This window comes from Rhodococcus zopfii NBRC 100606 = JCM 9919, from assembly GCF_001895025.1.
GTDB lineage: Bacteria > Actinomycetota > Actinomycetes > Mycobacteriales > Mycobacteriaceae > Rhodococcus > Rhodococcus zopfii.
This window is the reverse complement of the sequence record NZ_BCXI01000029.1, coordinates 101,872-123,313: the sequence shown is the minus strand read 5'-3', so window position 1 is coordinate 123,313 and position 21,442 is coordinate 101,872. Positions and strand designations below refer to the sequence as shown.

At 64.8% G+C, this 21,442-nt stretch carries 19 protein-coding genes; 17 read left to right on the top strand and 2 right to left on the bottom strand.

Annotated features, from left to right (window positions below):
* Nucleotides 1-478 (top strand): transposase (locus tag RZ1_RS18560; protein WP_174565222.1); only part of this gene is annotated, 478 nt, incomplete at its 5' end.
* A gap of 82 nt (nt 479-560) precedes the next feature.
* The gene (locus RZ1_RS18555) at nt 561-1,436 is read left to right on the top strand and encodes an oxidoreductase (protein WP_218020468.1); all 876 of its coding nucleotides are present in this window, start codon (nt 561-563) and stop codon (nt 1,434-1,436) included.
* Nucleotides 1,437-1,633: 197 nt separating this feature from the next.
* On the opposite strand, the gene RZ1_RS31680 is transcribed toward RZ1_RS18555, so the two are convergent.
* Both RZ1_RS31680 and RZ1_RS30115 read right to left on the bottom strand, forming a co-directional pair.
* Nucleotides 1,634-1,756 carry a nuclear transport factor 2-like protein gene (locus RZ1_RS31680; protein WP_280522831.1) on the bottom strand — a complete coding sequence of 41 codons (123 nt, stop codon included), beginning with the start codon at nt 1,754-1,756 and terminating at the stop codon, nt 1,634-1,636.
* The gene (locus tag RZ1_RS30115) at nt 1,753-2,319 is read right to left on the bottom strand and encodes a transposase family protein (RefSeq protein ID WP_072813970.1); all 567 of its coding nucleotides are present in this window, start codon (nt 2,317-2,319) and stop codon (nt 1,753-1,755) included. The genes RZ1_RS31680 and RZ1_RS30115 overlap by 4 nt, the downstream gene beginning before the upstream one ends.
* 390 nt (nt 2,320-2,709) lie before the next feature.
* Here RZ1_RS30115 and RZ1_RS18545 point away from each other — a divergent pair, with 390 nt between their 5' ends.
* The 15 genes from RZ1_RS18545 (at nt 2,710) to RZ1_RS18475 (ending at nt 21,416) form a co-directional block, all read left to right on the top strand.
* Nucleotides 2,710-4,002 (top strand): ATP-grasp domain-containing protein, encoded by a 1,293-nt coding sequence (locus RZ1_RS18545; RefSeq protein WP_072813969.1) that lies wholly within the window; start codon nt 2,710-2,712, stop codon nt 4,000-4,002.
* Between the two features lie 23 nt (nt 4,003-4,025).
* Nucleotides 4,026-4,844, top strand: coding sequence for a Rossmann-like domain-containing protein (locus RZ1_RS18540; RefSeq protein ID WP_238071714.1), 819 nt, complete (start codon nt 4,026-4,028; stop codon nt 4,842-4,844).
* A complete protein-coding gene (locus tag RZ1_RS18535) occupies nt 4,841-5,914 on the top strand; it encodes a pyridoxal-phosphate dependent enzyme (RefSeq protein ID WP_072813967.1) in 1,074 nt (357 codons plus the stop codon). Before RZ1_RS18540 ends, RZ1_RS18535 begins: the two co-directional genes overlap by 4 nt.
* Nucleotides 5,911-6,945, top strand: coding sequence for an enolase C-terminal domain-like protein (locus RZ1_RS18530; RefSeq protein ID WP_238071715.1), 1,035 nt, complete (start codon nt 5,911-5,913; stop codon nt 6,943-6,945). The genes RZ1_RS18535 and RZ1_RS18530 overlap by 4 nt, the downstream gene beginning before the upstream one ends.
* Nucleotides 6,942-8,198, top strand: coding sequence for an MFS transporter (locus RZ1_RS18525; protein ID WP_072813966.1), 1,257 nt, complete (start codon nt 6,942-6,944; stop codon nt 8,196-8,198). Before RZ1_RS18530 ends, RZ1_RS18525 begins: the two co-directional genes overlap by 4 nt.
* Entirely contained in the window at nt 8,195-9,034 is an 840-nt protein-coding gene (locus tag RZ1_RS18520) for a class I SAM-dependent DNA methyltransferase (protein WP_072813965.1), read from the top strand. Before RZ1_RS18525 ends, RZ1_RS18520 begins: the two co-directional genes overlap by 4 nt.
* A gap of 56 nt (nt 9,035-9,090) precedes the next feature.
* Nucleotides 9,091-10,662, top strand: a complete 1,572-nt coding sequence (locus RZ1_RS18515; RefSeq protein ID WP_072813964.1) for an ABC transporter substrate-binding protein — start codon at nt 9,091-9,093, stop codon at nt 10,660-10,662.
* Nucleotides 10,659-11,609: an ABC transporter permease gene (locus RZ1_RS18510; protein ID WP_072813963.1), complete on the top strand. Its 951-nt coding sequence runs from the start codon at nt 10,659-10,661 to the stop codon at nt 11,607-11,609. Before RZ1_RS18515 ends, RZ1_RS18510 begins: the two co-directional genes overlap by 4 nt.
* A 71-nt stretch (nt 11,610-11,680) precedes the next feature.
* The gene (locus RZ1_RS18505; RefSeq protein ID WP_238071716.1) at nt 11,681-12,439 is read left to right on the top strand and encodes an ABC transporter permease subunit; all 759 of its coding nucleotides are present in this window, start codon (nt 11,681-11,683) and stop codon (nt 12,437-12,439) included.
* Nucleotides 12,436-13,893 (top strand): ABC transporter ATP-binding protein, encoded by a 1,458-nt coding sequence (locus RZ1_RS18500; RefSeq protein ID WP_238071717.1) that lies wholly within the window; start codon nt 12,436-12,438, stop codon nt 13,891-13,893. The genes RZ1_RS18505 and RZ1_RS18500 overlap by 4 nt, the downstream gene beginning before the upstream one ends.
* Nucleotides 13,894-14,730: 837 nt before the next feature.
* Nucleotides 14,731-15,072, top strand: a complete 342-nt coding sequence (locus tag RZ1_RS18495) for a DUF4286 family protein (RefSeq protein WP_072813961.1) — start codon at nt 14,731-14,733, stop codon at nt 15,070-15,072.
* A gap of 210 nt (nt 15,073-15,282) precedes the next feature.
* Nucleotides 15,283-16,752: a class I adenylate-forming enzyme family protein gene (locus RZ1_RS18490; RefSeq protein WP_072813960.1), complete on the top strand. Its 1,470-nt coding sequence runs from the start codon at nt 15,283-15,285 to the stop codon at nt 16,750-16,752.
* A 115-nt stretch (nt 16,753-16,867) separates the two neighbouring features.
* On the top strand, nt 16,868-18,658 hold the full coding sequence (locus RZ1_RS18485) for a DUF3556 domain-containing protein (protein WP_072813959.1): 1,791 nt from the start codon (nt 16,868-16,870) through the stop codon (nt 18,656-18,658).
* A gap of 4 nt (nt 18,659-18,662) precedes the next feature.
* Nucleotides 18,663-20,111 (top strand): phytoene desaturase family protein, encoded by a 1,449-nt coding sequence (locus tag RZ1_RS18480; protein WP_072813958.1) that lies wholly within the window; start codon nt 18,663-18,665, stop codon nt 20,109-20,111.
* Between the two features lie 6 nt (nt 20,112-20,117).
* Nucleotides 20,118-21,416, top strand: coding sequence for a PucR family transcriptional regulator (locus tag RZ1_RS18475; RefSeq protein ID WP_072813957.1), 1,299 nt, complete (start codon nt 20,118-20,120; stop codon nt 21,414-21,416).
* The last annotated feature ends 26 nt before the right edge of the window (nt 21,417-21,442 follow it).

The window sequence follows — 21,442 nt, the reverse complement described above, 5'->3', positions numbered from 1 at the left end:
GAACCGTGAACCGCGGCGCCGTCGGCGGGCGACCTACACCCGTCCGCACGGGGTGCGGCATCTGTTCGCCGCCTACGATCTGACCACCGACCGGCTCTACGGGCACGTCAAGACGACCAAGACGAGGACGAAGTTTCTCGAGTTCTGCCGGTACCTACGCACTCTCTACCCTGCGAAGGTGCGATTGGCGATCGTGTGCGACAACTTCTCACCCCACCTGACCACGAAGAAGTGCCAACGGGTCGCTCGGTGGGCGGAGGCGAACAATGTCGAGATCGCGTACACCCCGACGAACAGTTCGTGGTTGAACCGCATCGAGGCGCAGTTCACCGCGTTGCGGTACTTCGCGCTCGACGGTACCGACCACGGCAGTCACCGGGAGCAAGCGTCGATGATTCGTCGCTACATCATCTGGCGGAACAAGCACGCAGCCGACGAGAAGCTACGCGAAATCGTCGACAGGGCAAACGTTGCGTGATGCGGCACTACTTCCCAATCGGTAGCAGCTTCAGCATAGTTACGGGCGTCCGATTCGGGCAGGAGATCCTCGAGAAAGGCGGATGCGTATGAGCGTCACTTCTACCCTTCCTGGCGGTACCTGGACTCTGGGGGACCGCACGGTCACCCGGTTCGGCTACGGCGCGATGCAGCTGTCCGGCCCTGGAGTGATGGGACCTCCTGCCGACCAGGACGGAGCGATCGCCGTCCTGAAAGAGGTTTTCTCACTGGGCATTACCCACATCGACACCGCCGACGCCTACGGTCCGCACATCACCAACGAGCTGATCCACGAGGCGCTGCACCCCTACTCGGAGTCGCTCCTCATTGCGACGAAAGTCGGCGCCTTCCGGGACGAGCACGGTGGTTGGCCACCCGCGCGCACCCCTGATGACCTGCGCAGGCAGATTGATGCCAACCTCGAGAAGCTCGGTTCCCCCGTCCTGGACCTGGTCAATCTGCGGCTGGGTGACTCCTCGGGTCCGGTCGAAGAGCCTATCTCAGAAGCTTTCTCGACCCTGCTGGAGCTCAAGGATCAGGGGATCATCCGTCACCTCGGTGTCAGCAATGCGACGTCGGCGCAAGTCCAGCAGGCGCAGACTCTCGGACCGATCGTCGGAGTGCAGAACATGTACAACCTCGCGCATCGTCAGGACGACGACCTCATCGACCGGTTGGCCGAGGAGGGCATCGCCTACGTACCGTTCTTCCCTCTCGGCGGGTTCACGCCCCTGCAATCCGACCGCCTGTCGGCCGTCGCAACGCGTCTCGGCGCTTCGCCGATGGGCATCGCTCTCGCGTGGCTGCTGCGCCGGTCGCCGAACATCTTGCTGATCCCGGGGACATCGTCCGTAGAGCACCTGCGGGAGAACATCGTCGGCGCCTCCATCGAGCTATCGAATGGCGATGTCGCCGAGCTCGACAGCATCGGCGGATAGCGATCAGCTATTGCACGCGGGTCCTGCGGCGCTGAGTCGCAGGTCCCGCCCTTTCTATCCCGAGGCGGCTCTCGTGAGGCGGGCCGGGCCGGCCGACTCGACCTGGCTGCGAGAAGAGGTGCCGTGGTACCCCTTGGAGGCGACACAATGCACGGCCGCCTCGATCACAGCGTGGCGGCGCTGATCGGATTTGACTGTTACTGTGCATCGGCGGAGGCGGTCAGCGCCAGGGGGTTCCAGTAGTCGGCATAGTGCGTGATCAGGCCGTTGCTGGTCCGGGCGATCGACACAGAGGTCTGCTCGTACGGCAGACCCGTCATACGGGACGTCCCGTGCCCACGCAGTTCGGCGAACGGCAGACGCGTCGACGGTGTCGTGAAACTCGACGCCGTCGAAGGCGACCTCGAACTCGTCCACGAAGCCTGAGAGGTGTGCCCGCAGTTCGTCGGTGCCGTCTCGACCGGTCTCCGGTATCGCACGCACCGCCCGCAGCGGGGTGTCGCGGCCGGCCGCGATCCCGAGCCTGGCGGGCGCCTGCGCGGCCGGCCAGCGCCAGTCCGATCGCGTCGAGCACGGTAGTGCGGCGGGCGCACCGTGTCGTCGATTCGGGTATCTGCTCGGCGAATGTGGTTGTCGTACAGTGCGTATTGATGCAGAAGAATCGACGGACGGTCAGCTCGAGGACGACCGGCCGGGCACCGAGCGCAGTGTCGGCCGGTCTGCGTCGGTACCGGGAGTGGACCCGGCTCGATGAGGTGTGGCATTTCGGGCGCTGCGCCTCGTTGCGGTGAGGGTGGGGCGTGGATTCGGATCGGGGACCCGGCGAGGCGGACGGCGTCGACGACGTCGGTCGGATGCGGCAGTAGGGCTGTCGGGGGCGCAAGGGGACGCCATGATAGATCTTGGTCTATGCCGAATCATCCCTGGTCAGGGGTACGTCTGGACCTTCACGGAAAGTGCGTCGGATCCACATCACGGTGACCGTTGACAAACTCGAAAAGCGAACGGGTGAAGTCGGTTTAGTGGTTCCTCCGGAAATGGAGTGCAGCAGGAGGCGTAACAGTTGCGGGATTGACGCCGGTGTCGTTGCCGTGAGAGTGGCCCCGGGGAGTCGAAGATGAAGGTTCCTGCACCAAGCACCTCGGCCAGGTCGGGAGCGCTGTGCCTGAGCTTCCTTGTGCAGTGCTCGATTGGTCGCAGGCAGACCTCTTGCTATTGAAAACGAGTGTCATTAATGTTTGCCTCGTCGATCGTTGATCAGAGAGGGGGCACGGTGGCACACCTGCTGCTGGTGGAAAGCTGGGTCGGGGCGATGGGCACACTGCTACCCCGGGCGATTGCGGACTTGGGTGTCGAGTTCACGTTCCTGACACGCCGACCGGAGCACTATCCACAGTCGCTCCCCGATGGCTCGACGCATCCCCTGCGGCGGGGGCGCGCTGTGGTGACAGCCGAGACGAACGAGCCGGCCGCGGCAATTGACGCGGCCCGCCGAATCCACTCCGACGCATCCGTCGACGGTGTCCTCACGAGCTGTGACTACTACCTGCCGACGACGGCGCGGATCGCCGCCGCACTCGGACTTGCGGGTCCGACGCCAGACGCGGTCGAGAGAGCCTGTAACAAAGCTCTGGCCAGGGCGGCCTTTGACAGCTATGGCATCCCGGGTCCGCGCCACGCCACCGCGTCGATCAACGATCGCGCCGGCCTTCGTGCCGCAGTCGACGCGGTGGGCTTCCCGGTCGTGGTCAAGCCGACGGATCTGTGTGCGGGGATGTTCGTGCGGCGTGCCGATGATTGGCCGGCAGTCGAAGCGGCGGTCGGTGAACTGCGTGGTTTCGAGACCAATGCGCGAGGGCAGCGGCGTGACTCCGTTGTCCTGCTCGAGGAGTATCTGGCCGGTCCCGAGTTCAGCGTGGAGAGCTGGATTCAGGGCGGGGTGATCCACACAGTCGGAGTCACCGATAAAAGACTAGGTGGTACAACAGGTTTCGTCGAAACCGGGCACATGTTTCCCGCTTCGACAGGGGACGTGGAGAGGGCAGCGCTGACGGCTGCTGCGGAAGCCGCGATCAGTGCGGTCGGCCTCGATCATGGCGTCGTACACACCGAACTGAGAATGACTTCAGCCGGTCCCCGCATCATCGAGATCAACCCCCGCCCGGCCGGGAACCAGATCACCGAACTGATCCGACTCGTCACCGGTGTCGATCTCCCTCGCGTGGCAGTTGAACTTGCACTCGGCTTTGCGCCGGCACCTGTCGCACAGGCTGTCGGCGCTGAGGCACCCCCGGGGCGGCCATCGAGCGCTGCGGTGAGCATGCTGGTGCCCACCAGAGCCGGAGTTATTGCCCGCATGCATGGGATACCTGAGGTCGCGGACCATCCTGCCGTCGTCGCATCGACGTTCAAGGAGCCCGGGCATCGAACGACGGTCGGGGTGGACAACAACAGCTACGTGGGCAGTGTCATCACGGTGTCCTCGGATCCGGCCGGGGCGGGGCCGCTCGCCGAGACCCTGCTGGCGTCGGTGTCGGTCGACTACGTCAGCAGGTCGGCGTCGTGAGGGCCTCTGACCGGAACCCCGTCGTGCCACCTGGTTCCGTCGGTCGGATACTCGACCACTACCGCACCGATCCTGTTCTCAACGCAGCGGCCGACGAGGTCACAGTTGCCTTCACCACCATGCAGGGAGCTCGACACCGGGGGCGCAACGGCGGCTACCGCAATCAGGTGATCAGCCTGCGGGTGGGCACGGCGACGGGTTCGTGCGCTGTCGAACCAGGCTCGATCGACCCAGAGGTGGTGTATGCGTGCGTGGGCGCGCCGATCACCGAACTGCTGCACCACGACGAACTGGCGGTCCAGATCGCCGCACTCGATGCCCATCTCACCCACCACCACCCTCACTCACGCGATCCCAGGGCGGTCACAGTGCAGGTGGGCGGCGGTGATTCGCTGCAGCGATCCGTGGCCCGGGCACAAGCAGTAACGGCTCTGATCGACGGACCACCGGGTGGACGGGTGCTGGTGATCGGCGTCGTGAACTCGTTGCTCGCCTGCCTACGTGAAAGCGGAATGAGCTACGTGCCGTGCGATCTCAAAGGAGGAACCACCGAGTGGGGCGAGCCGATCGTCACCGACTTCACCGAAGGGCTCGACAGCTGCGATGCGGTCTTGGCCAGCGGCATGATGCTCGGCAACGGGACCTTCGATCACCTCCTCACCCAGGTCTCGGCGAACACGCGACACCTTCCGGTCATCATGTTCGCCCAGAGTGGGGCCGCAGTGGCCCGTGAACTGCTCGGGTGCGGCGTCGATGCCCTTTCGGCTGAGCCCTACCCGTTCTTCTGGCTGACCGGTGAGGTCAGCCCCCTCCACCTCTACCGCGCGTCAGGACACCGATGACCGTCATCGATCCCCTCGGGTCGGTTGGGCGCAGTCCACTGGTGCGCATCAGCGCTCCGGTGCCGCAGCCGCATCCGGGATACTTCGCGAAGATCGAGGCGCTGGGCTTGGGTGGCCTCAAGGCCCGCTCGGCGCTGTCGATGCTGCAAGGCGCCCATCGGCGAGGTGAGCTGCGCGAAGGCGCCCGAATAGTCGAATCCACCAGCGGGACATTGGGAATAGGTCTCGCGTACGTGGCGCAATCGATGGGGCACCCGATCACGCTGGTCGTGGACTGTGAACTCGAGCCCCCGATGCGTAACCTGCTCCGAGCACTGGGCGCCACCCTCGAGATTGTGCACGAACCTCATCCCGACGGGGGATGGCAACGGGCCCGGCTCGACACCCTGCATCACATCCTGGCGTGTGAATCGACTGCCTTCTGGCCCAACCAGTACGACAACCCCGACAATGCGGCCGGATACCGGGGTCTCGCCGACGAGATCGTCACCGATCTGGCCGCGGTGGGTGTCGAGCGGGCTGAGGTGCTGGTGTGCAGTGTCGGCACCGGAGGACACAGCAGCGGCGTCGGGGGACGGCTGCGGCAACTGTGGCCGGAGTTGCGGATCATCGGCGTCGACGCGTTGGGCTCGGCGATTTTCGGTCAGCCGGCAACCCACCGGGTGATGCGGGGGTTGGGAAGCAGTGTGCATCCCGGGAACGTGCGGTACGCGATGTTCGACGAGGTGCACTGGGTCGGTCCTCGGGAGGCCGTGAATGCCTGCCGTGCACTCGCGCGCGGCGGCTTCCACACAGGCGGGTGGTCAACCGGTGCCGCTGCCACAGTCGCCGGGTGGGCCGCGTCGCAGTGGTCGGGCGCGGTCGTGACGATCTTCCCGGACGGTCCGGACCGCTACCTGTCCACGATTTTCGATGACCATTGGTGTGATCAGCGCGCACTGCTCGAGCCACCCCGCACGACCCCGCACGAGATCGACGACTGCCGCGATCACACCCTGTGCTGGACGAGGTGCCAATCGGTGATCGCCCCGGATGTTGCCACGACTGTACGGACGGGAGCCGCGGGATGACGGTGACGTTGACCTGGGAGATGAGCACCCTCGAGTTGGCCCGACCGTTCCGGATCAGCCGCGGCGTGATGTCAGAGCGTGCCGCGGTGACGGTAACTGTGACCGACGCGGAGACCGGGATTGCCGGCCGCGGCGAGGTTGTCACCTCGGTGTACGCCGCGCTTGACATGCACACGATCACCGCCCAGCTGCGCACGGTCCGCGACCGGTGGGCGGACGCCGATTCGGTGGCGGTACCGCGCGACATCCATCCCGCGGTCGCCGCCGCGGTGGAGTCCGCGATCGCCGAACTCCACGCCCGCGGGGAAGGACAATCGGTCGCTGCTCACCTCGGATTGCCCTTGCTTGGCGAGGTGCCCATCTCTCGCACTGTCGGCATCGCGGCTCCACACGCCATGGCGGTCGAGGCTGCCTGCCTGTCCAGAACCGGGGTCCGGGTGATCAAAGTGAAGACGGACGCCGACGCCGACGAGTCGATCCGTCGACTGGTTGCGGTCGCCGCCGCGGCACCGGGAGTAGATCTGATAGTCGATCCGAACGAGGCCTGGACCGCGACGGCCGCGCTGAATGTGCTCGAGAACCTCCACGGTGTCCCCATCGTGGCCCTCGAACAACCACTGCGCGCGCAAGACCGTCATGGAGCACGAGAGCTGCGGAGTCGCACCGACATTCCGGTCATCGCCGACGAATCCGTCGCTAGCCCGGCCGACTTGGACAGGCTCGACGGCATGGCCGACGCCGTCAACATCAAGCTGCCCAAGTGTGGCGGCATTTACCAGGCACGGCACCTCGCCGCCCAGGCGCGGGACCGCGGATTGGATGTGATGCTCGGTTGCCTGGTCTCGAGTTCCCTGAGCATCGCTCCCGCGGTGCACCTGGCTGCGCTGGCCCGGTGGTGCGATCTCGACGGGCACCTCCTGCTGGCACATGACCCGTGGACCGGACTGGGCGGCGAAGACGGTGCGCTTCGTCCGAGCGGAGCCGCCGGATTCGGTGTGCACCGACACGCAGAGGTCGAGGCGCACCGATGACCGATGCACCCACGACGACCGGGACGCTCGGGCTGCTGCGCACCTTCCCGCGATCGGTGCAGCTGCTCGTTCTCAACCAGTACGGCGTCAACACCGGCTTCTACATGCTGGTGCCGTACCTGTCGATGCACCTGACCGGCAACCTCGGACTGTCGGTCGCCATCACCGGCCTGGTCCTCGGCGTTCGCACGCTCAGCCAACAAGGGCTGTTTCTCATCGGCGGCACCGCCGCCGACCGGCTGGGCCCACATCGGGTCATCATCACCGGCTGTGCACTGCGGTCGGTGGGCTTCGCGGTATTCGCGTTCGGCACCAGCATCCCCCTGCTGATACTCGCGTCCATCCTGTCGGGGCTGGCCGGAGCCTTGTTCAATCCGGCGGTGCGTTCCTACATTGCGGTCGCCGAACCGGATCGGCGCGCGGACGCCTTCGCGGTGTTCAACGTCTTCGCCCAGGCCGGAGCCCTGTCCGGTCCGCTGATCGGCAGTGCACTGTTGACCGTGGACTTTCGCACCACAGCAGTCGCGGCGGCTGTCGTCTTCGCAGCGCTGACACTCGCGCAGATGCGATTTCTCCCTGCGCGCCCGGTCGAGCGTGCGGAGACTACGGTGCTACGCGGATGGGGCGCGGTACTGGCCAACCGGCAGTTCGTCCGCTTCACCCTGGCCATGCTCGGAATGTTCGCCCTGCAAACCCAGATGTATCTGATCTATCCCGTGCTGGCGCAACGGATCACCGCATGGGTGGGCGCGGTCGCGGTGCTCTTGCTCAGTACAACAATCTTCAGCCTGCTGTTCCAAGTACCGATCACCCGGTGGCTCGGTAGCCGCACCAGCAGGGGCGCCGCGATAACGGGCGGGTTGTCGCTGATGGGCATCGCGTTCGTGGTGTTGCTCCCGGTGCTGTGGTTCGAACCCGCCGAGAACCCCGGGCAGGTCGCACTCGCGCTACTCCCACTAGTCGTATCCGCGCTCATCTTGGAGACAGGGATCATGGTCGCTCAGCCATTCGTCATGGAACTCATTCCTGCGTACGGTGATTCGCGCATCTCGGGAACGCTGTTCGGGATGTTCTACCTGGTGTCCGGGGTCGCGGCCGCCGGCGGCAACGCCCTGATCGGATACGGCATCGAACTCGGAAACGGCTGGCCGGGGGCGTTGGTGTGCGTCACCCTTGCCGCCGGATCGGCGGGCGCTGTGTGGCTGTTGCACCGCCGGAACCTTCTCGCCGAACCGGCCGGAGCCTCGGCATGAGCACTACCGACTCGCGAAATCTCCTGACAGACAACCCCGCCCTGTACGAGGCACGGTTTCCCGACCCCGACCACGTTGCCGCCCGATTCGTCGACGACATCGTCCGCACGTACCTTCCGGCGCGAGTGAACAGTCCGGAACGGCACCGGAACTCGATACTCGATCTCGGGTGCGGCACCGGTCGCGACCTCGGCTACCTGGCCGATCGTGGCTACCGTTGCGTCGGTCTGGACCGGTCCGAAGCGATGGTCAGCTACGCGCGATTGCACCACCGCAGCGCCGCGTTCGCGGTCGACGATCTGCGTGAATTCTCGCTCGGTGCGTACTTCGACGCCATCATTTGTCTGGACAGCTCGCTGCTGTACTGCCACACGGACCTCGAGCTCGAATCGTGCCTGTCGAGCTGCCGCCACCACCTCCGCGATGGTGGGCTTCTCGTGGCAGAGATGCGCAACGGCGCCTTCTTCCTCGGTAATACCGAACTACTCGACCACCCCACCTGTTCGTCCTTCTCCTGGCAGGGCGACACCTGGCAGGCCGAGACCACCTTGTGGATCGACCACGCCGCCCAGCTGCTGCGCCGCCGCCGGCGCTGGAGCGTCTCCGGAGAGTCGGACGACCTCCTCCAGACTTCCGCGTGGCGACTGCTGTTTCCGGTAGAGCTGACGAGCCACCTGCGCCGCGCAGGATTCAGAGTCAAAGCGATCTTCGACACCCCTGGTCCCCGCGCAGAAAGCGGTTGGCCAACCCCTACCCATCCCGCCGAGCTGCCAGGTCTTCTCGGTGGAGCATCGCTCACTGGGGACCGGCTGCACGTCGTCGCCGAGGCAATCTGACACACCGCTTCCAAGAACTCGATTCCTACTGTTGCACCGCTCGAGGAGACAAACCCATGACCCTGCACCCGTTCCCGCCCAAGCTGCCGCACCTGAGCCGTCGTAGTTTCCTCGGCCTCGGTGCCGCCGCCACGGGAGCTGTTCTGCTGAGCGCTTGCGGGGCCGCGGAGACCGCGACCCCGACAACCGTCACACCTCGCGACGGCGGTCGGCTCAGGGCAGTGTTCGCCGGCGGCGGCGCACAGGAGGTTCTCGACCCCCACAAAACCAATCTGTACGCCGACGTCGCCCGAGCCAACGCCCTCTACGACAAACTTGTCGAGTACGGCGACGACCTCGGACCCGTCCCACGTCTCGCAACCGATTGGAGTCCCAGCGCCGACGCCACCACCTGGACCGTCGAACTGCGCCCCGCCGTCTTTCACGACGGCCGGCCGGTACGGGCAGCGGATGTGCTCTACTCCTACCAGCGCATCCTCGAACCCACGAACGCGCTGCGCCCGCGGGCCTCACTCGAAGTGATCGACATCGCACGATCCCGCCAGATCAACGACCACACCATCGAATTCGTATGCAAACGCCCGTGCGGTGATCTTGCGAACGTGCTGGCAGCGTTCGGCGCGTACATCATCCCCGACGGCACGACGGATTTCAGCCGGCCGATCGGATCCGGACCGTTCACGTTCGCCTCCTTCGAGCCAGGCCGATCGTTCGTCGCCCAGAGATTCACCGACTATTGGAACGGTGCTCCCCACATCGAAGAACTCGAGATCCTCACGGCCCCTGACGAAACCGCACGAATCAACGCCCTGTTGGGTGGGCAGGTGGAGTACGCCGACGACCTCGGGGTCACCTCGGCGCGGACCTACCAGACCGATTCCCGGATGCAGATTCTGCGTTCGCCCCGCAGCTCGATGTCCGGGTTCGCGATGAAGGTGGACCGTCCTCCCTTCGACAATCTCGACCTGCGGCGGGCGATGTTCGCTCTCGTCGACCGGGAAGAACTCGTCGGTACCGTGCTCGGTGGCACCGGCGTCGTAGGAAACGACCTGTTCGGCAAAGACACCGAGTACTACGCGTCCGACCTTCCCCAGCGCAGTCTGGACCTGGACGAGGCGAAGGCACTGATCCGCAAGGCCGGTGTCCAGAACACCACGATCGAACTGCAGACCACCGGCTCCACCAACGGCTTCGTCGAGGCGGCCAACATCTTCGCCGAACAAGCCGGACGGGCCGGGCTGAACATCGAGGTGAAGGTCGGGGAAGGGTCCACGTTCTGGACCAGGACCCTCGACGAGGGGGTGTTGTCGAGTTTCCGATCCGGAGCCATGCCCATCGAAACCCACCTGGCGCAGCGCATGCTGTCGAACTCGTCGAAGAACTACACCCAATGGCGACGGCCCGAGTTCGACGCCTTGTTCGCGGTCGCCAGCGAAACCACCGACGTCGAGGTGCGAGCCCGTGCGTACCGGGATATGCAGACCCAGCTGTACACGGAAGGTGGCCTGCTGGTGTGGGGGTTCTCCGACGGGCTGCACGGTCTCGCCCCGAACGTGGCGGGGATGGCGCAGAACGCCCCCAGCAACACTCTCGGATACGCGCGCTTCGACAAGGTCTGGTTGTCGTGATCCTGGCCCGCTACGCCGGGACGAGGTTGATGCTCGGGCTGGTCCAGGTTGTCGGTGTACTGATCGTCGTGTTCCTGGTGGCATCGGTGCTGCCCGGCGACGCGGCGGTAGTCATAGCCTCCGACGACGCCGACCCTGCCCGGATTGCGCAGCTGCGCGACACGCTCGGGCTCAATCGTCCACTGGTCGTTCAACTCGGTGACTGGCTGTCCGGTCTGCTGCGGGGAGACCTGGGCATGTCCTCGATCTCGGGTCGCCCGGTCACCGAGATGCTGTCCGCCGCACTGGCGCCGACCCTGACCCTCGCGGTCCTCGCCCTGGTGGTGCTCATCCCACTCGCTTTGCTGCTGGGGGTCGCTGCCGCCGTCGGCCGGGGTGGGCGGATCGACCGCGCGATCTCCGGGCTGACCGTCGCCTTGTACGCGGCACCGGAGTTCGCTCTGGCGGTTGTGCTGGTCGCGGTCTTCGCAGTCGGCCTGGGGCTCTTCGCGCCGACCGCGATCGGGTCCAGCGGCCCGTTGCTCACCCAACCCGAACTGTGGTTACTGCCGGTAGTGGTACTGGCCATCCGGCCGGTGTGTTCATTGTCCCGGTTGGTGCGGTCATCGATGATCACCACCCTCGACTCCGAATACATCCGGCACACACTCCGGCTTGGAGTTCCACCGCGCCGTGTTGTGTGGCGCCACGCGCTACCGGGATCACTGACCCCCGCCGTACAGCACCTCGCCCGTGTCGCAGACTGGCTCCTCGGCGGAGTCGTCGTCGTCGAAGCAGTCTTCGCGCTCGGCGGCCTCGGACAGGTACTGGTCAGCGCCGTCAGCAGTCGGGACCTCCCGCTTCTGATGGGATTGGTCGCCCTGTTCGCGCTGATCACCGTCACCGTGAACACGCTCGCGGACATCATCGCCTTTCGGCTCAACCCCACCGCAGGAGAACGATTATGAGGGGCACACCGGCAGGGTGGCGGCTGGCCGGGCCTCGGCATCTTCTCGGCCTCACACTCACCGCGGTTCCGTTGCTCATCGCGGGCCTCGGCCCGCTGATGGCTGAACCCGGTCCCCGCGGGCCGGCGTTTGCTCAGGGTGACAACTGGCTCCTCGGCACCGATGCCGAGGGACGCGACGTGTTCACGCAAGTCCTCCTCGGCGGACGCTCACTGGTGCTGGTGGCCACCAGCGCGGTTGTGGTCACGTACCTGATCGCAGTGCCCTGGGGGGTTGCGGCCGCGACCGCTCGACGACGAGCGTTCGACGAGCTACTGATGCGCCCGCTGGACCTACTGTTGGCGCTGCCCTCGATGATGTTGCTCCTGCTGGTCGCCGCGCTGACCGGCGCCCACCCGGTGGTCTTGACGGTGACGGTCGCGGTCCTCCTGTTTCCGGATGCAACTCGGCTGGTGCGGGCATCGGCGCTTCGGGCGGCCCACACCCCTGCGATGGAAGCCCTACACCTGCAGGATGAAACGTGGTGGCGCCGAAACGTCGGCTATCTCGGGCGGTCCCTTCTACCGGTGGTCGCGGCCGACGCCGGGCTCCGCTTTGTCGGCGCCATCTACCTCGTCGCATCCGCGAGCTTCCTGGGTGTTTCCGCAGACTCCGCGGGAACCGACTGGGCTGTGATGATCGACCGTAACCGCAGTGGCATCGTCCTGGTTCCGTGGGGCGTGATTGTCCCGGCCGCAATGATCATCGCCCTCGCTGTCGGAACGAACCTGCTTTTCGACGCAGGCTCCCGTGCGGTCACGCAAGAGTTCGAGCCGAGGTCCACGAAATGAGCGACGTGGCAACAGACGTCGGGCAGATGACCGAGACAACGCCCACCGCATGCACAGCCATCCAGGTACGGGGATTGACCGCCACCTCGGCTGAACGCACCCTGGTCGATCACATCGACCTCGACGTCCCCGCAAGAGGCGTGACCGCGATCATCGGCAGCTCAGGCAGCGGAAAGACCACCACCGCGCTCGCCCTGATGGGGGAGCATCGTCCAGGGGTGAGCGTGACGGCCGCAAGGACAAACTCCGCCGGTGTGCGGTTCGGGTTTGTTCCGCAACACCCGTCCGCGGTGCTCAACCCCGTGCTGCGCCTCGGGACTGCGTTACGCGAGATCGAGCGCAGCGCCCATCGAGCGGGCTCGACGATCTCCGTTGCCGAGGCGCTGCAGCGGGCAAGTTTCCCACTCGATCGCGCGCTCCTGCGCCGCTATCCACATCAGCTCTCGGGCGGCCAGCAACAACGGCTGGTCATCGCCCACGCACTGCTCACCGACCCGACCTGCCTGATCATGGACGAGCCGACCACCGGGCAGGACCCGGTGCACCGCAGTGTGATTCTCGACGAGATCGCCCAGCTCGCGGAATCCGGCTTGACGATCGTGTTGCTCACGCACGACCTCGGCGCCGTCCGGTCGGTGGCCGACCACGTGATCGTGATGGCCGGCGGCCGGGTGATCGAGACAGGTGGGACAGACCTGCTCGACGCCCCGGTGCAGGAGCAGACGCGCGCACTTGTCGGGGCGGAATCCAGGACGAGACGACAGAGTCGACCCGACCGCACCGCATCGCCGGGCGCGCCCCGTCTGTCCTTGGCCGATATCACGGCTGGATTCCGGAAGAGCGCCGTCCTCGAGAACTTCACGGTGAACATCGAGCCGGGCGAATGCGTCGCCCTGGTCGGCCCGTCAGGGTGCGGCAAAACGACCGCGGCGAGGGTGGCCGCGGGCCTCCATCAACCCACGGCCGGACGTGTACTCCTCGATGGTCGACCGCTGGCAGGAGCGATTCACGGACGGGTCCGATCCGATCTCGCCGATATTGCCTATGTCGCCCAGGACGCCAAAGCAGCCTTCGATCCGTATCGCACGGTGTGGGAGCAGATCCTCCGCGGACCTTTGCGGTTGCGTGGGGCCACTCACGCCGCCGCAGCCGCCGCCGCCACCCATGCGCTGGACCGTGTCGGTCTGGATCCGCAGATCGCACTGCAACGACCCGGCTCCCTGTCCGGTGGTGAGGCTCAACGTGCTGCGCTCGCACGCGCGCTCGCGGTACAGCCCTCGGTCTTGATCTGCGACGAGGTCACTACCGGCCTCGATCCCGTAGCTCAGCAGCGGGTCCTGGAGCTACTGTCGGAGCTCACCCGGCAGCATGCGATTTCCTTGCTGGTGATCAGCCACGACACCGGTGTGGTGCGGACGATCGCGGACGACGTCGTCGACATGCGAATGGGGTGACTGCCGTTCACGCTAACAGTCACTCGCACAGGACAGAGGCAGCTCCCACCAGCGCGACTGTCGCAACGAACACTCGGATTGCCGATGGCGCAATCCGTTTGGCCAGTAGATCCCCGATCGCTGTCCCGTAGGGAGGCTGCACGCCAGTGCAAACCACATCCACGCCGCCCAAGCTGGGGCTCCGGCTGGGAGGAGTGCCGGCTTCGCGCAGAATGAAACGTTTCCGACAACCGGAAACAGCGGTTGTGCCGTAGCCACGAACGAGCGATGCGGCCAATCGGTGAGGATCTCGTATGCCGTGATCGGCGGTCCTCCCATGCCGGCGGATGCGCTCGTGATCCCCGCTGCTGCCCCTGGTATCCCGTCGCGCGACGGCTGGATACTCGGCTGTCGAGATGCTTGACCAGCATCGACCCCGTAAGCGCGACAATCGAAACGGAGCCGATGACGACGAGGAACGCTGAACTCGAGCTGTTCGCGCTGATCCCGACGCTCACCAATGCAGACCAAGATCACGTACACGGCACTGCCTGCGAACAGACCCCGGAATGCGCTGCCCACGCTGACGAGGACGACGCCCGACAGGGTGACCGCGAGTGGCCTCGCAAGCCTTTGTGATTCTTGCACTATGGACCGCGACCTTTTCGTCGGTTCTGCCATGGGGCTGTGTGATGTAGATCGCTACCGTACTTCTGCGGGCACCGTTGAATGACACATCCAACGGAAGCAGGCGAATGCCGAGCGGTCTCTTGCGTTCGCTCGAATCCTCTAGCCCGGTCCCTGGTCGGGGCCCTACCGATGCCCCGACCATTCAACAGTCAGAGCGGAGAATCTGTCGTGGCAAAAGCTGTTCTGGTGGCGCATGTTCACCCCACCGGTCCGGAACACGAGGCCGAGTTCAATCGGTGGTACGACGAGGTCCACATTCCGCAGGTCATCGAACGAATTCCTGGCATCGTCGGCGGTCGTCGGTACAAGTATGCCGAGGCGCAGTTGACGCCGCAGGAGGTGGCGCCGCCGCACCGGTACCTGGCGTTGTACGAGGTGGACACGGACGATCTGGAGGCCACGGTCGGCCTCCTGGGCGCGGGTCTCACCGACGGAACGCTGGATCTGACCGAAGCGCTGAACGTGGCGGAAGCCCCACCCGTCCTGCACTTCTACAACCCGGTTGCGTAGCGAAACGAGTGCCGTCGCGCCATCGCTTCTGATCGGGCGAGGCTGACTGCGCTCGTCAACGCGCCCGTTCGTGGAGTTTGGCAGCTTTGCACAACCGGCGACTTCAAGTTGGTGATCTTTGCCGGAGCGCTTGTGTGATCTGAATCGCTACCGTATGAACCATCGCGTTCGACGCCACGACCTTGGCATCCAAACAAGAAGGGAACAAACGTGATTCATTCCTATCTGCCGTGGCACCACCCGGCCGAGTGGCGAACACGCCCCTGGATGCAGGATGCCGATCGGGCGGTCACGTATGGTGACGCCGCGCGGTGGACCGACGCGGTCGCCGGGCAGCTGTCGGAGCGGGGTGTGGGTGCCGGCGACGTCGTCGCGGTGATGCTCGCGAATCGGGTGGAGTTGCCGATCGTGATGATGGCCGCGTGGCGCATTGGCGCTGCCGTCACTCCGGTCAACCCGACGCTCACGACGAGTGAGGCCGCGTACCAGATCGAAGACGCGGCAGCGAAGCTTGTCGTGCACGACGCGATCGGCGCCGATCTCTCGTCGCATTCGACGCTCGCGGTCGCCGACCTGGTCCCGCCGCAGGGCGGGCCGGTACCGCGATCGCTGCCGAACGCCCCCACGGTTCCTGGCGACGACATCGCGCTGCTGATCTACACCAGTGGGTCGACCGGGCGACCGAAGGGGGTCATGCTCACCCACGACAATCTCGTGGCCATGGCGTCAACGCTGGCCGAGCACTTCCGGATCACCCAGAACGACCACTGTCTGCTCGTTCTGCCGCTGTTTCACGTCAACGCGATCTGTGTCAGCTTGCTCGCCTCGACCTATCGTGGTGCACGGCTGACGATCCTGCGTCGGTTCGAAGCGCAGACCTTCCTGCAAGCGGTGCGAGACCACGAGCCGACCTATTTCTCGGCGGTACCCACCTTGCTCGCTCGCATCATGGAACTTCCCGACGAGCAGACCCAGGGGATCACCTCCTTGCGGTTCGCGCTGTGTGGAGCGGCTCCCGTCTCGGCGGATCTTCTTGCTCGAGTGGAGGATCGTCTCGGAATCACTCTGGTCGAAGGCTATGGACTGACCGAGGGAACGTGTGTGAGCTGCTGCAACCCCCTCGACGGAGTCCGTCGTCTCGGTAGCGTGGGGCCCGCTCTACCTGGCCAGGACGTGCGGGTGATCGACGCCAACGGAAATCCGGTTCCCGTGGGCGAAGCCGGAGAGGTCGTCGTCCGGGGCGCGAACGTCATGCGCGGGTATCTCCACAAGCCTGGCGCAACCGCCGAGACGGTGATCGACGGCTGGCTTCACACCGGGGACGTCGGCCGATTCGATGAGAACGGCTACCTGACCTTGGTCGACCGCATCAAGGATCTGATCATCCGCGGGGGAGAGAACCTCTACCCGAAGGAGATCGAGAACGCACTCTACGGACACGCCGCGGTCCTCGAAGCTGCCGTTGTCGGCCGCCCGGACGACGTCTATGGCGAAGTGCCCGTCGCCTTCGTCGTCCCCTACCCGGGCCGTGCAGTCGCCGAGAACGAGCTGCTCGACCATCTCACATCGACCCTGACCAAGATCAAGATCCCGGTCCAGATCTATGTTCTGGACACCCTGCCGAAGAACCCTGTCGGCAAGATCGACAAACCAGGACTGCGCACCCAACTGCGGGCCTAGGCGCCGATCCCTTCTCCCCGACCGCTCGCACCGCTCCGTGGGTCGAGCGTCAGTGGAATGCACCCAGAAGCGGTATCACCACAGGTCCGCTCGTCTCTCGATTCTAGGAGTCGTCATGGGATACTTCGTCCCCGACCTTCCGCCCGACAATCCGGCTGACATCGTCCGGATGCCCACCTTCGAACGGATCCGCTACCTCGCCACCCACTGGGTGGACTACGGATTCGGAACCGCGAAGAAGACGCACGTCGGGTACACGGTCAAAGTTCTCATCTACGCCATCCTCGGCATCACCATCGCAACGGTCACCACAGGTGCCGGCGCTCCCTGGGGCGTCGCAGACTGGTGGAGCGAGCCCATCGTCTACCAGAAGATGGTGATCTTCACAGTGCTGTGGGAGATGCTCGGCCTCGGCGCTTCGTCGGGTCCGATGGCTTTCCGATTCAGTCCGCGCGTCGGCGGTCACCGCTACTGGCTCCGGTCCGGCACCTTGCGCAATCCGCCGTGGCCGGGCAAAGTGCCCTTCACCAAGGGCGGCGTTCGCACCGAGTACGACGTGGCGCTGTATGCGTCGGTCATTCTCAGCCTCGTTGTGATTCTGGTGCTGCCAGGCGTGCAGAGCACGTCCATGGCGGCTGTACACCCGGAGGCCACCGCAGGGCTGTTGAACCCGGTTCTCTTGTGGCCCTTGCTCGTTCTTGCTGTCGTCATGGGTTTGCGGGATAAAGTCACCTTCCTTGCCATGCGCGCCGAGCAGTACCTGCCCGCCGTTGTGTTCTTCGCGGCACTTCCCTTCACCGACATGATCGTCGCGTGCAAACTGCTGATGATCGTGATCTGGGTCGGAGCCGGCGTCTCGAAGTTCGGCCACCACTTCACCAAGGTAGTTCCGGTCATGATGTCGAATGCGCCGATCATGGTCAGCAAGACGCTCAAGCGGAAGCTGTACAAGAACTTCCCGAACGACCTTCGGCCGTCGCCCCGAGCGTCGGGCGTCGCACACATCCTCGGCACCGTCGTCGAGATCGTGGCACCGCTGATCATGCTGTTCTCGACGAACCACACGATCACGTTGTTTGCCGTGCTGCTGATGGTGGCGTTCCACATCACGATTCTCCTCACCTTCCCGGTCGCGGTACCGCTGGAATGGAACGCCATGTTCGCCTTCGTTGCAGCGTTCCTCTTCCTGGGCTTCCCGACCTGGGACGGCTACGCCGTGAGTGACATATCGAGCCCGTGGCTGACTGCAGGAATCATTGCAGCGCTGTGCTTCTTCCCCGTCCTCGGCAACCTGCGGCCGGACCTGGTCTCGTTCCTGCCCTCGATGCGCCAGTACGCCGGCAACTGGGCGTCCGCGATGTGGGCATTCGCTCCCGGTGCCGAGAAGAAGCTCGCAGACAAGGTGCTGATGTCCTCCCCGAACCAAGTCGACCAGCTCGGCGCGGCGTACGGCTACGACCTGGCGGAGATGCTGCTGCAGAAGGCAATTGCGTGGCGCGCCATGCACACCCAGGGTCCGGCCATGCTGTCGGCACTGTCCCGGAACCTCGACGACATCGACCGCTACACCCTGCGCGAGGGCGAGTCGATGATCGCGAACCTGGTGGGCTGGCACTTCGGCGACGGCCATCTGTTCAACGAACTGCTGCTCACCGAGATTCAGCGACGTGCGCAGTTCGAGCCGGGCGAAGTGGTCGTGGTGTGGATCGAGTCGCAGCCCCTCCACAAGAACTACCTCGAGTACAAGGTCATCGACTTGGGCCTCGGTGTCATCGAGCGTGGCACGTACACGGTCAAGGATGCGCGCGAGCCACAACCGTGGCTCCCCGACGGCCCTATCCCCATGAACATCACATGGACGCGGTCTTCGACGAACGAGTCGTCCCTCACGGTGGAAAGCAGGTAGAGACATGGCGACAGCGGTGGTGGTGGGCAGCGGCCCGAATGGGCTCGCGGCAGCGATCGAACTGGCCAGGAACGGGATCGATGTTCGTGTTGTGGAGGCCGCGGACCGAATCGGTGGCGGCACCAGAAGTAGCGAATACATCGTGGACGGATTGCTCCATGACGACTGCTCCGCGTTTCACCCCACCGCTCTCGCCTCTCCCTTTCTCAGGGAACTCGATGCCGAATTCGACTTGGGTTCACACGGGTTGCACTGGGCATGGCCCGAGATCGACCTCGTGCACCCCCTCGACGACGGCTCCGCAGGGATTCTCTGGCGGGACCTCGACCGAACGTGTGAAGGACTCGGCATCGACGGCGGGTCTTGGCGACGGCTGTTTGGTTATGCCTCAGAACATTTCGACGACCTCGTCCTCGACACATTCCAGCCTTTGGTCCGTGTTCCCTCCCATCCTCTGCTGCTCGCGCGATTCGGCGTCAAGGCGATGCTGCCGGCATCCGTACTTTCCAGCAGACTACGGACTCCCCAGGCCCAAGCCCTCTTCGGTGGTGTCGCGGCCCATCTGTTCGGTTCGCTCACCGCGCCGATGTCCAGCGCGGTCGGAGTGATGTTGACGGCCGCTGCGCATGCCCACGGGTGGCCCGTGGCACGGGGCGGCTCGCAAGCAATCACCAACGCGATGGCCTCGGTTCTTCTCTCCCTCGGTGGGAAAGTGGAAACCGGCCGTACCATTGGTGACTACTCCGAAGTCGCCGATGCAGATCTGGTCATGCTTGACGTGGCCCCCAACGCCGCGACTCGTATTCTCGGCGAGAGGCAGCCGTCCCGAATCGCGAAGGCATATCGCCGCTACGCGTATGGGCCGGCGGCGTTCAAGGTCGACTTCGCGGTCCGGGGCTCCTCCGGTGACGTCACCGATGTCGTGCCGTGGACGAACGACGCGGCTCGCAGGGCCGGCACCCTGCATCTGGGCGGCACGATGAAGGAGCTGATCCAGGCCGAAGGTAGTGTTGCGCGTGGGCAGATGACCGACCGTCCAATAGTGTTGGTCGGGCAGCAGTTCCTCGCCGACCCCTCGCGATCAGTGGGAGACATCCATCCGGTCTGGGCGTACGCCCATGTGCCCAACAACCACCCTGACGATGTCACCGACCTGGTCGTCAACCAGATCGAACGATTCGCGCCAGGGTTCCGGGAGCGCATCGTCGGCATCCATACGCGCTCTGTCCAGCAATTCCAGTCCTACAATGCGAACTATGTTGGTGGTGACATCTCTGCCGGTGCGAACACCGCACGGCAAATCGTCGGCCGGCCCAGGCTCTCGTTGAATCCGTATTGGACCGGCGTTCCCGGCACCTACTTGTGTTCATCTGCCACCCCGCCCGGAGCAGGCGTGCACGGCATGTGTGGCTACAATGCTGCCCGCGCGGCGTTGCAGGCAAAGAACTGGTGATCACCGATGACGATCGGCGATGAATTCGCTGCCCACAAACTCGGCGAGAGCGCCACGGACAGAGCCCGTGGATACGTACTCAAGGCCGGACAGGATCTCTACGCAAAGCAGGACGAGATCACCTCAGGTATGGCGGTGGTACTGGCAGCGGAGATCGAACTCATCGGTGGAGATCAACCCCTGATCGAACAGCTCAAACGCAGCATCCGTAGCAACGTCACCACTCTCTTCCACGGGCTTGCAAACGAGATCCCCATCGAGAAGATCGAGGCACCAGGCGGCGCGGTCGACTACGCGCGATCGCTCGCCCAACGGTCGATCCCTGCCAGTCATCTCATTCGCGCCTATGCGATCGGGCAGAACTATCTACTCGAGAGCGCGTTCGACGAAGTCCGCAGAGGGGACGTGCCCGCCGATCTCGAATACGAGGTTCTCCGGCGAATCAACGCATATCTCTTCCGCTACATCGACTGGGTCTCCCTCCAAGTAGGCAGAATTCACGCCGAGGAGCAGAATCGGTGGTCCCAGCTGTCCTCCGGACTCCCGTTGATCCGAGCGCTGCTGACAGACGAAGGAACCGACCAACGCAAGTTCGAACGAGGAACGGGCTACCGACTCACTGCCAACCACCTCGCGATGATCCTGTGGGTGCGTCCCACCGTGGTGGACGCTCCGACACCCGACGACACGCGCAACTTCATTCGCACACTCGAAAGTGCATGCGGCGCTGTCGGACGTCCGCTGGTACAGATGATCGACAAATCCACTACCTGGATCTGGATGCCGGTTGCAGCGGGATCGACCGCGCGAGGGACGCTGGACTTGCGCGCGCGGGTGGATAAGGCCGGGCTGTACCGACTGGCTGTGGGTGTCCCGGCTCGGGATGCAGACGGGTTCGTCAAGTCTCACAGGTTGGCAGCGAAGGCACAGTCCGTGGCGATGGCCGCTGCTAGTGAAGCCGAGCGCATGATCACCTGCTACGACGACCAAGGTGTCCGTGTCGCCTCGCTTGTCGTCGGACAACTCGAGCTCACAAGGGCATGGGTTGGAGAAGTTCTCGGCCAGCTCGCCAAAGATGACGACGCTGCAGCTGTACTTCGCGAAACCTGTCGAATCTTCCTTCAGACCGGCGATAATTACGTTCGGACCGCGGAGCTACTCAACGTACACAGAAACACGGTCAAGTACCGTCTCGGAAAGATCCCCTCGCATGTAGGTCACGGCATCGAAACCGACCGCATCACTGTTGCAGTGGCGCTGGAACTATGCCACCTTCTCGGCTCCCGAGTGCTCGAACCGAGCTAGCCTGCCCGACATTTGGGTTAAGCCGT

Bases quoted from the DNA above. Each gene is read 5' to 3' on its own strand.
- RZ1_RS18555 (WP_218020468.1), top strand. From the start codon at position 561: ATGCGTATGAGCGTCACTTCTACCCTTCCTGGCGGTACCTGGACTCTG.
- RZ1_RS31680 (WP_280522831.1), bottom strand. From the start codon at position 1,756: ATGACGGGTCTGCCGTACGAGCAGACCTCTGTGTCGATCGCCCGGACC.
- RZ1_RS18535 (WP_072813967.1), top strand. From the start codon at position 4,841: ATGACCGTCATCGATCCCCTCGGGTCGGTTGGGCGCAGTCCACTGGTG.
- RZ1_RS18530 (WP_238071715.1), top strand. From the start codon at position 5,911: ATGACGGTGACGTTGACCTGGGAGATGAGCACCCTCGAGTTGGCCCGA.
- RZ1_RS18525 (WP_072813966.1), top strand. From the start codon at position 6,942: ATGACCGATGCACCCACGACGACCGGGACGCTCGGGCTGCTGCGCACC.
- RZ1_RS18520 (WP_072813965.1), top strand. From the start codon at position 8,195: ATGAGCACTACCGACTCGCGAAATCTCCTGACAGACAACCCCGCCCTG.
- RZ1_RS18515 (WP_072813964.1), top strand. From the start codon at position 9,091: ATGACCCTGCACCCGTTCCCGCCCAAGCTGCCGCACCTGAGCCGTCGT.
- RZ1_RS18500 (WP_238071717.1), top strand. From the start codon at position 12,436: ATGAGCGACGTGGCAACAGACGTCGGGCAGATGACCGAGACAACGCCC.
- RZ1_RS18485 (WP_072813959.1), top strand. From the start codon at position 16,868: ATGGGATACTTCGTCCCCGACCTTCCGCCCGACAATCCGGCTGACATC.
- RZ1_RS18480 (WP_072813958.1), top strand. From the start codon at position 18,663: ATGGCGACAGCGGTGGTGGTGGGCAGCGGCCCGAATGGGCTCGCGGCA.
- RZ1_RS18475 (WP_072813957.1), top strand. From the start codon at position 20,118: ATGACGATCGGCGATGAATTCGCTGCCCACAAACTCGGCGAGAGCGCC.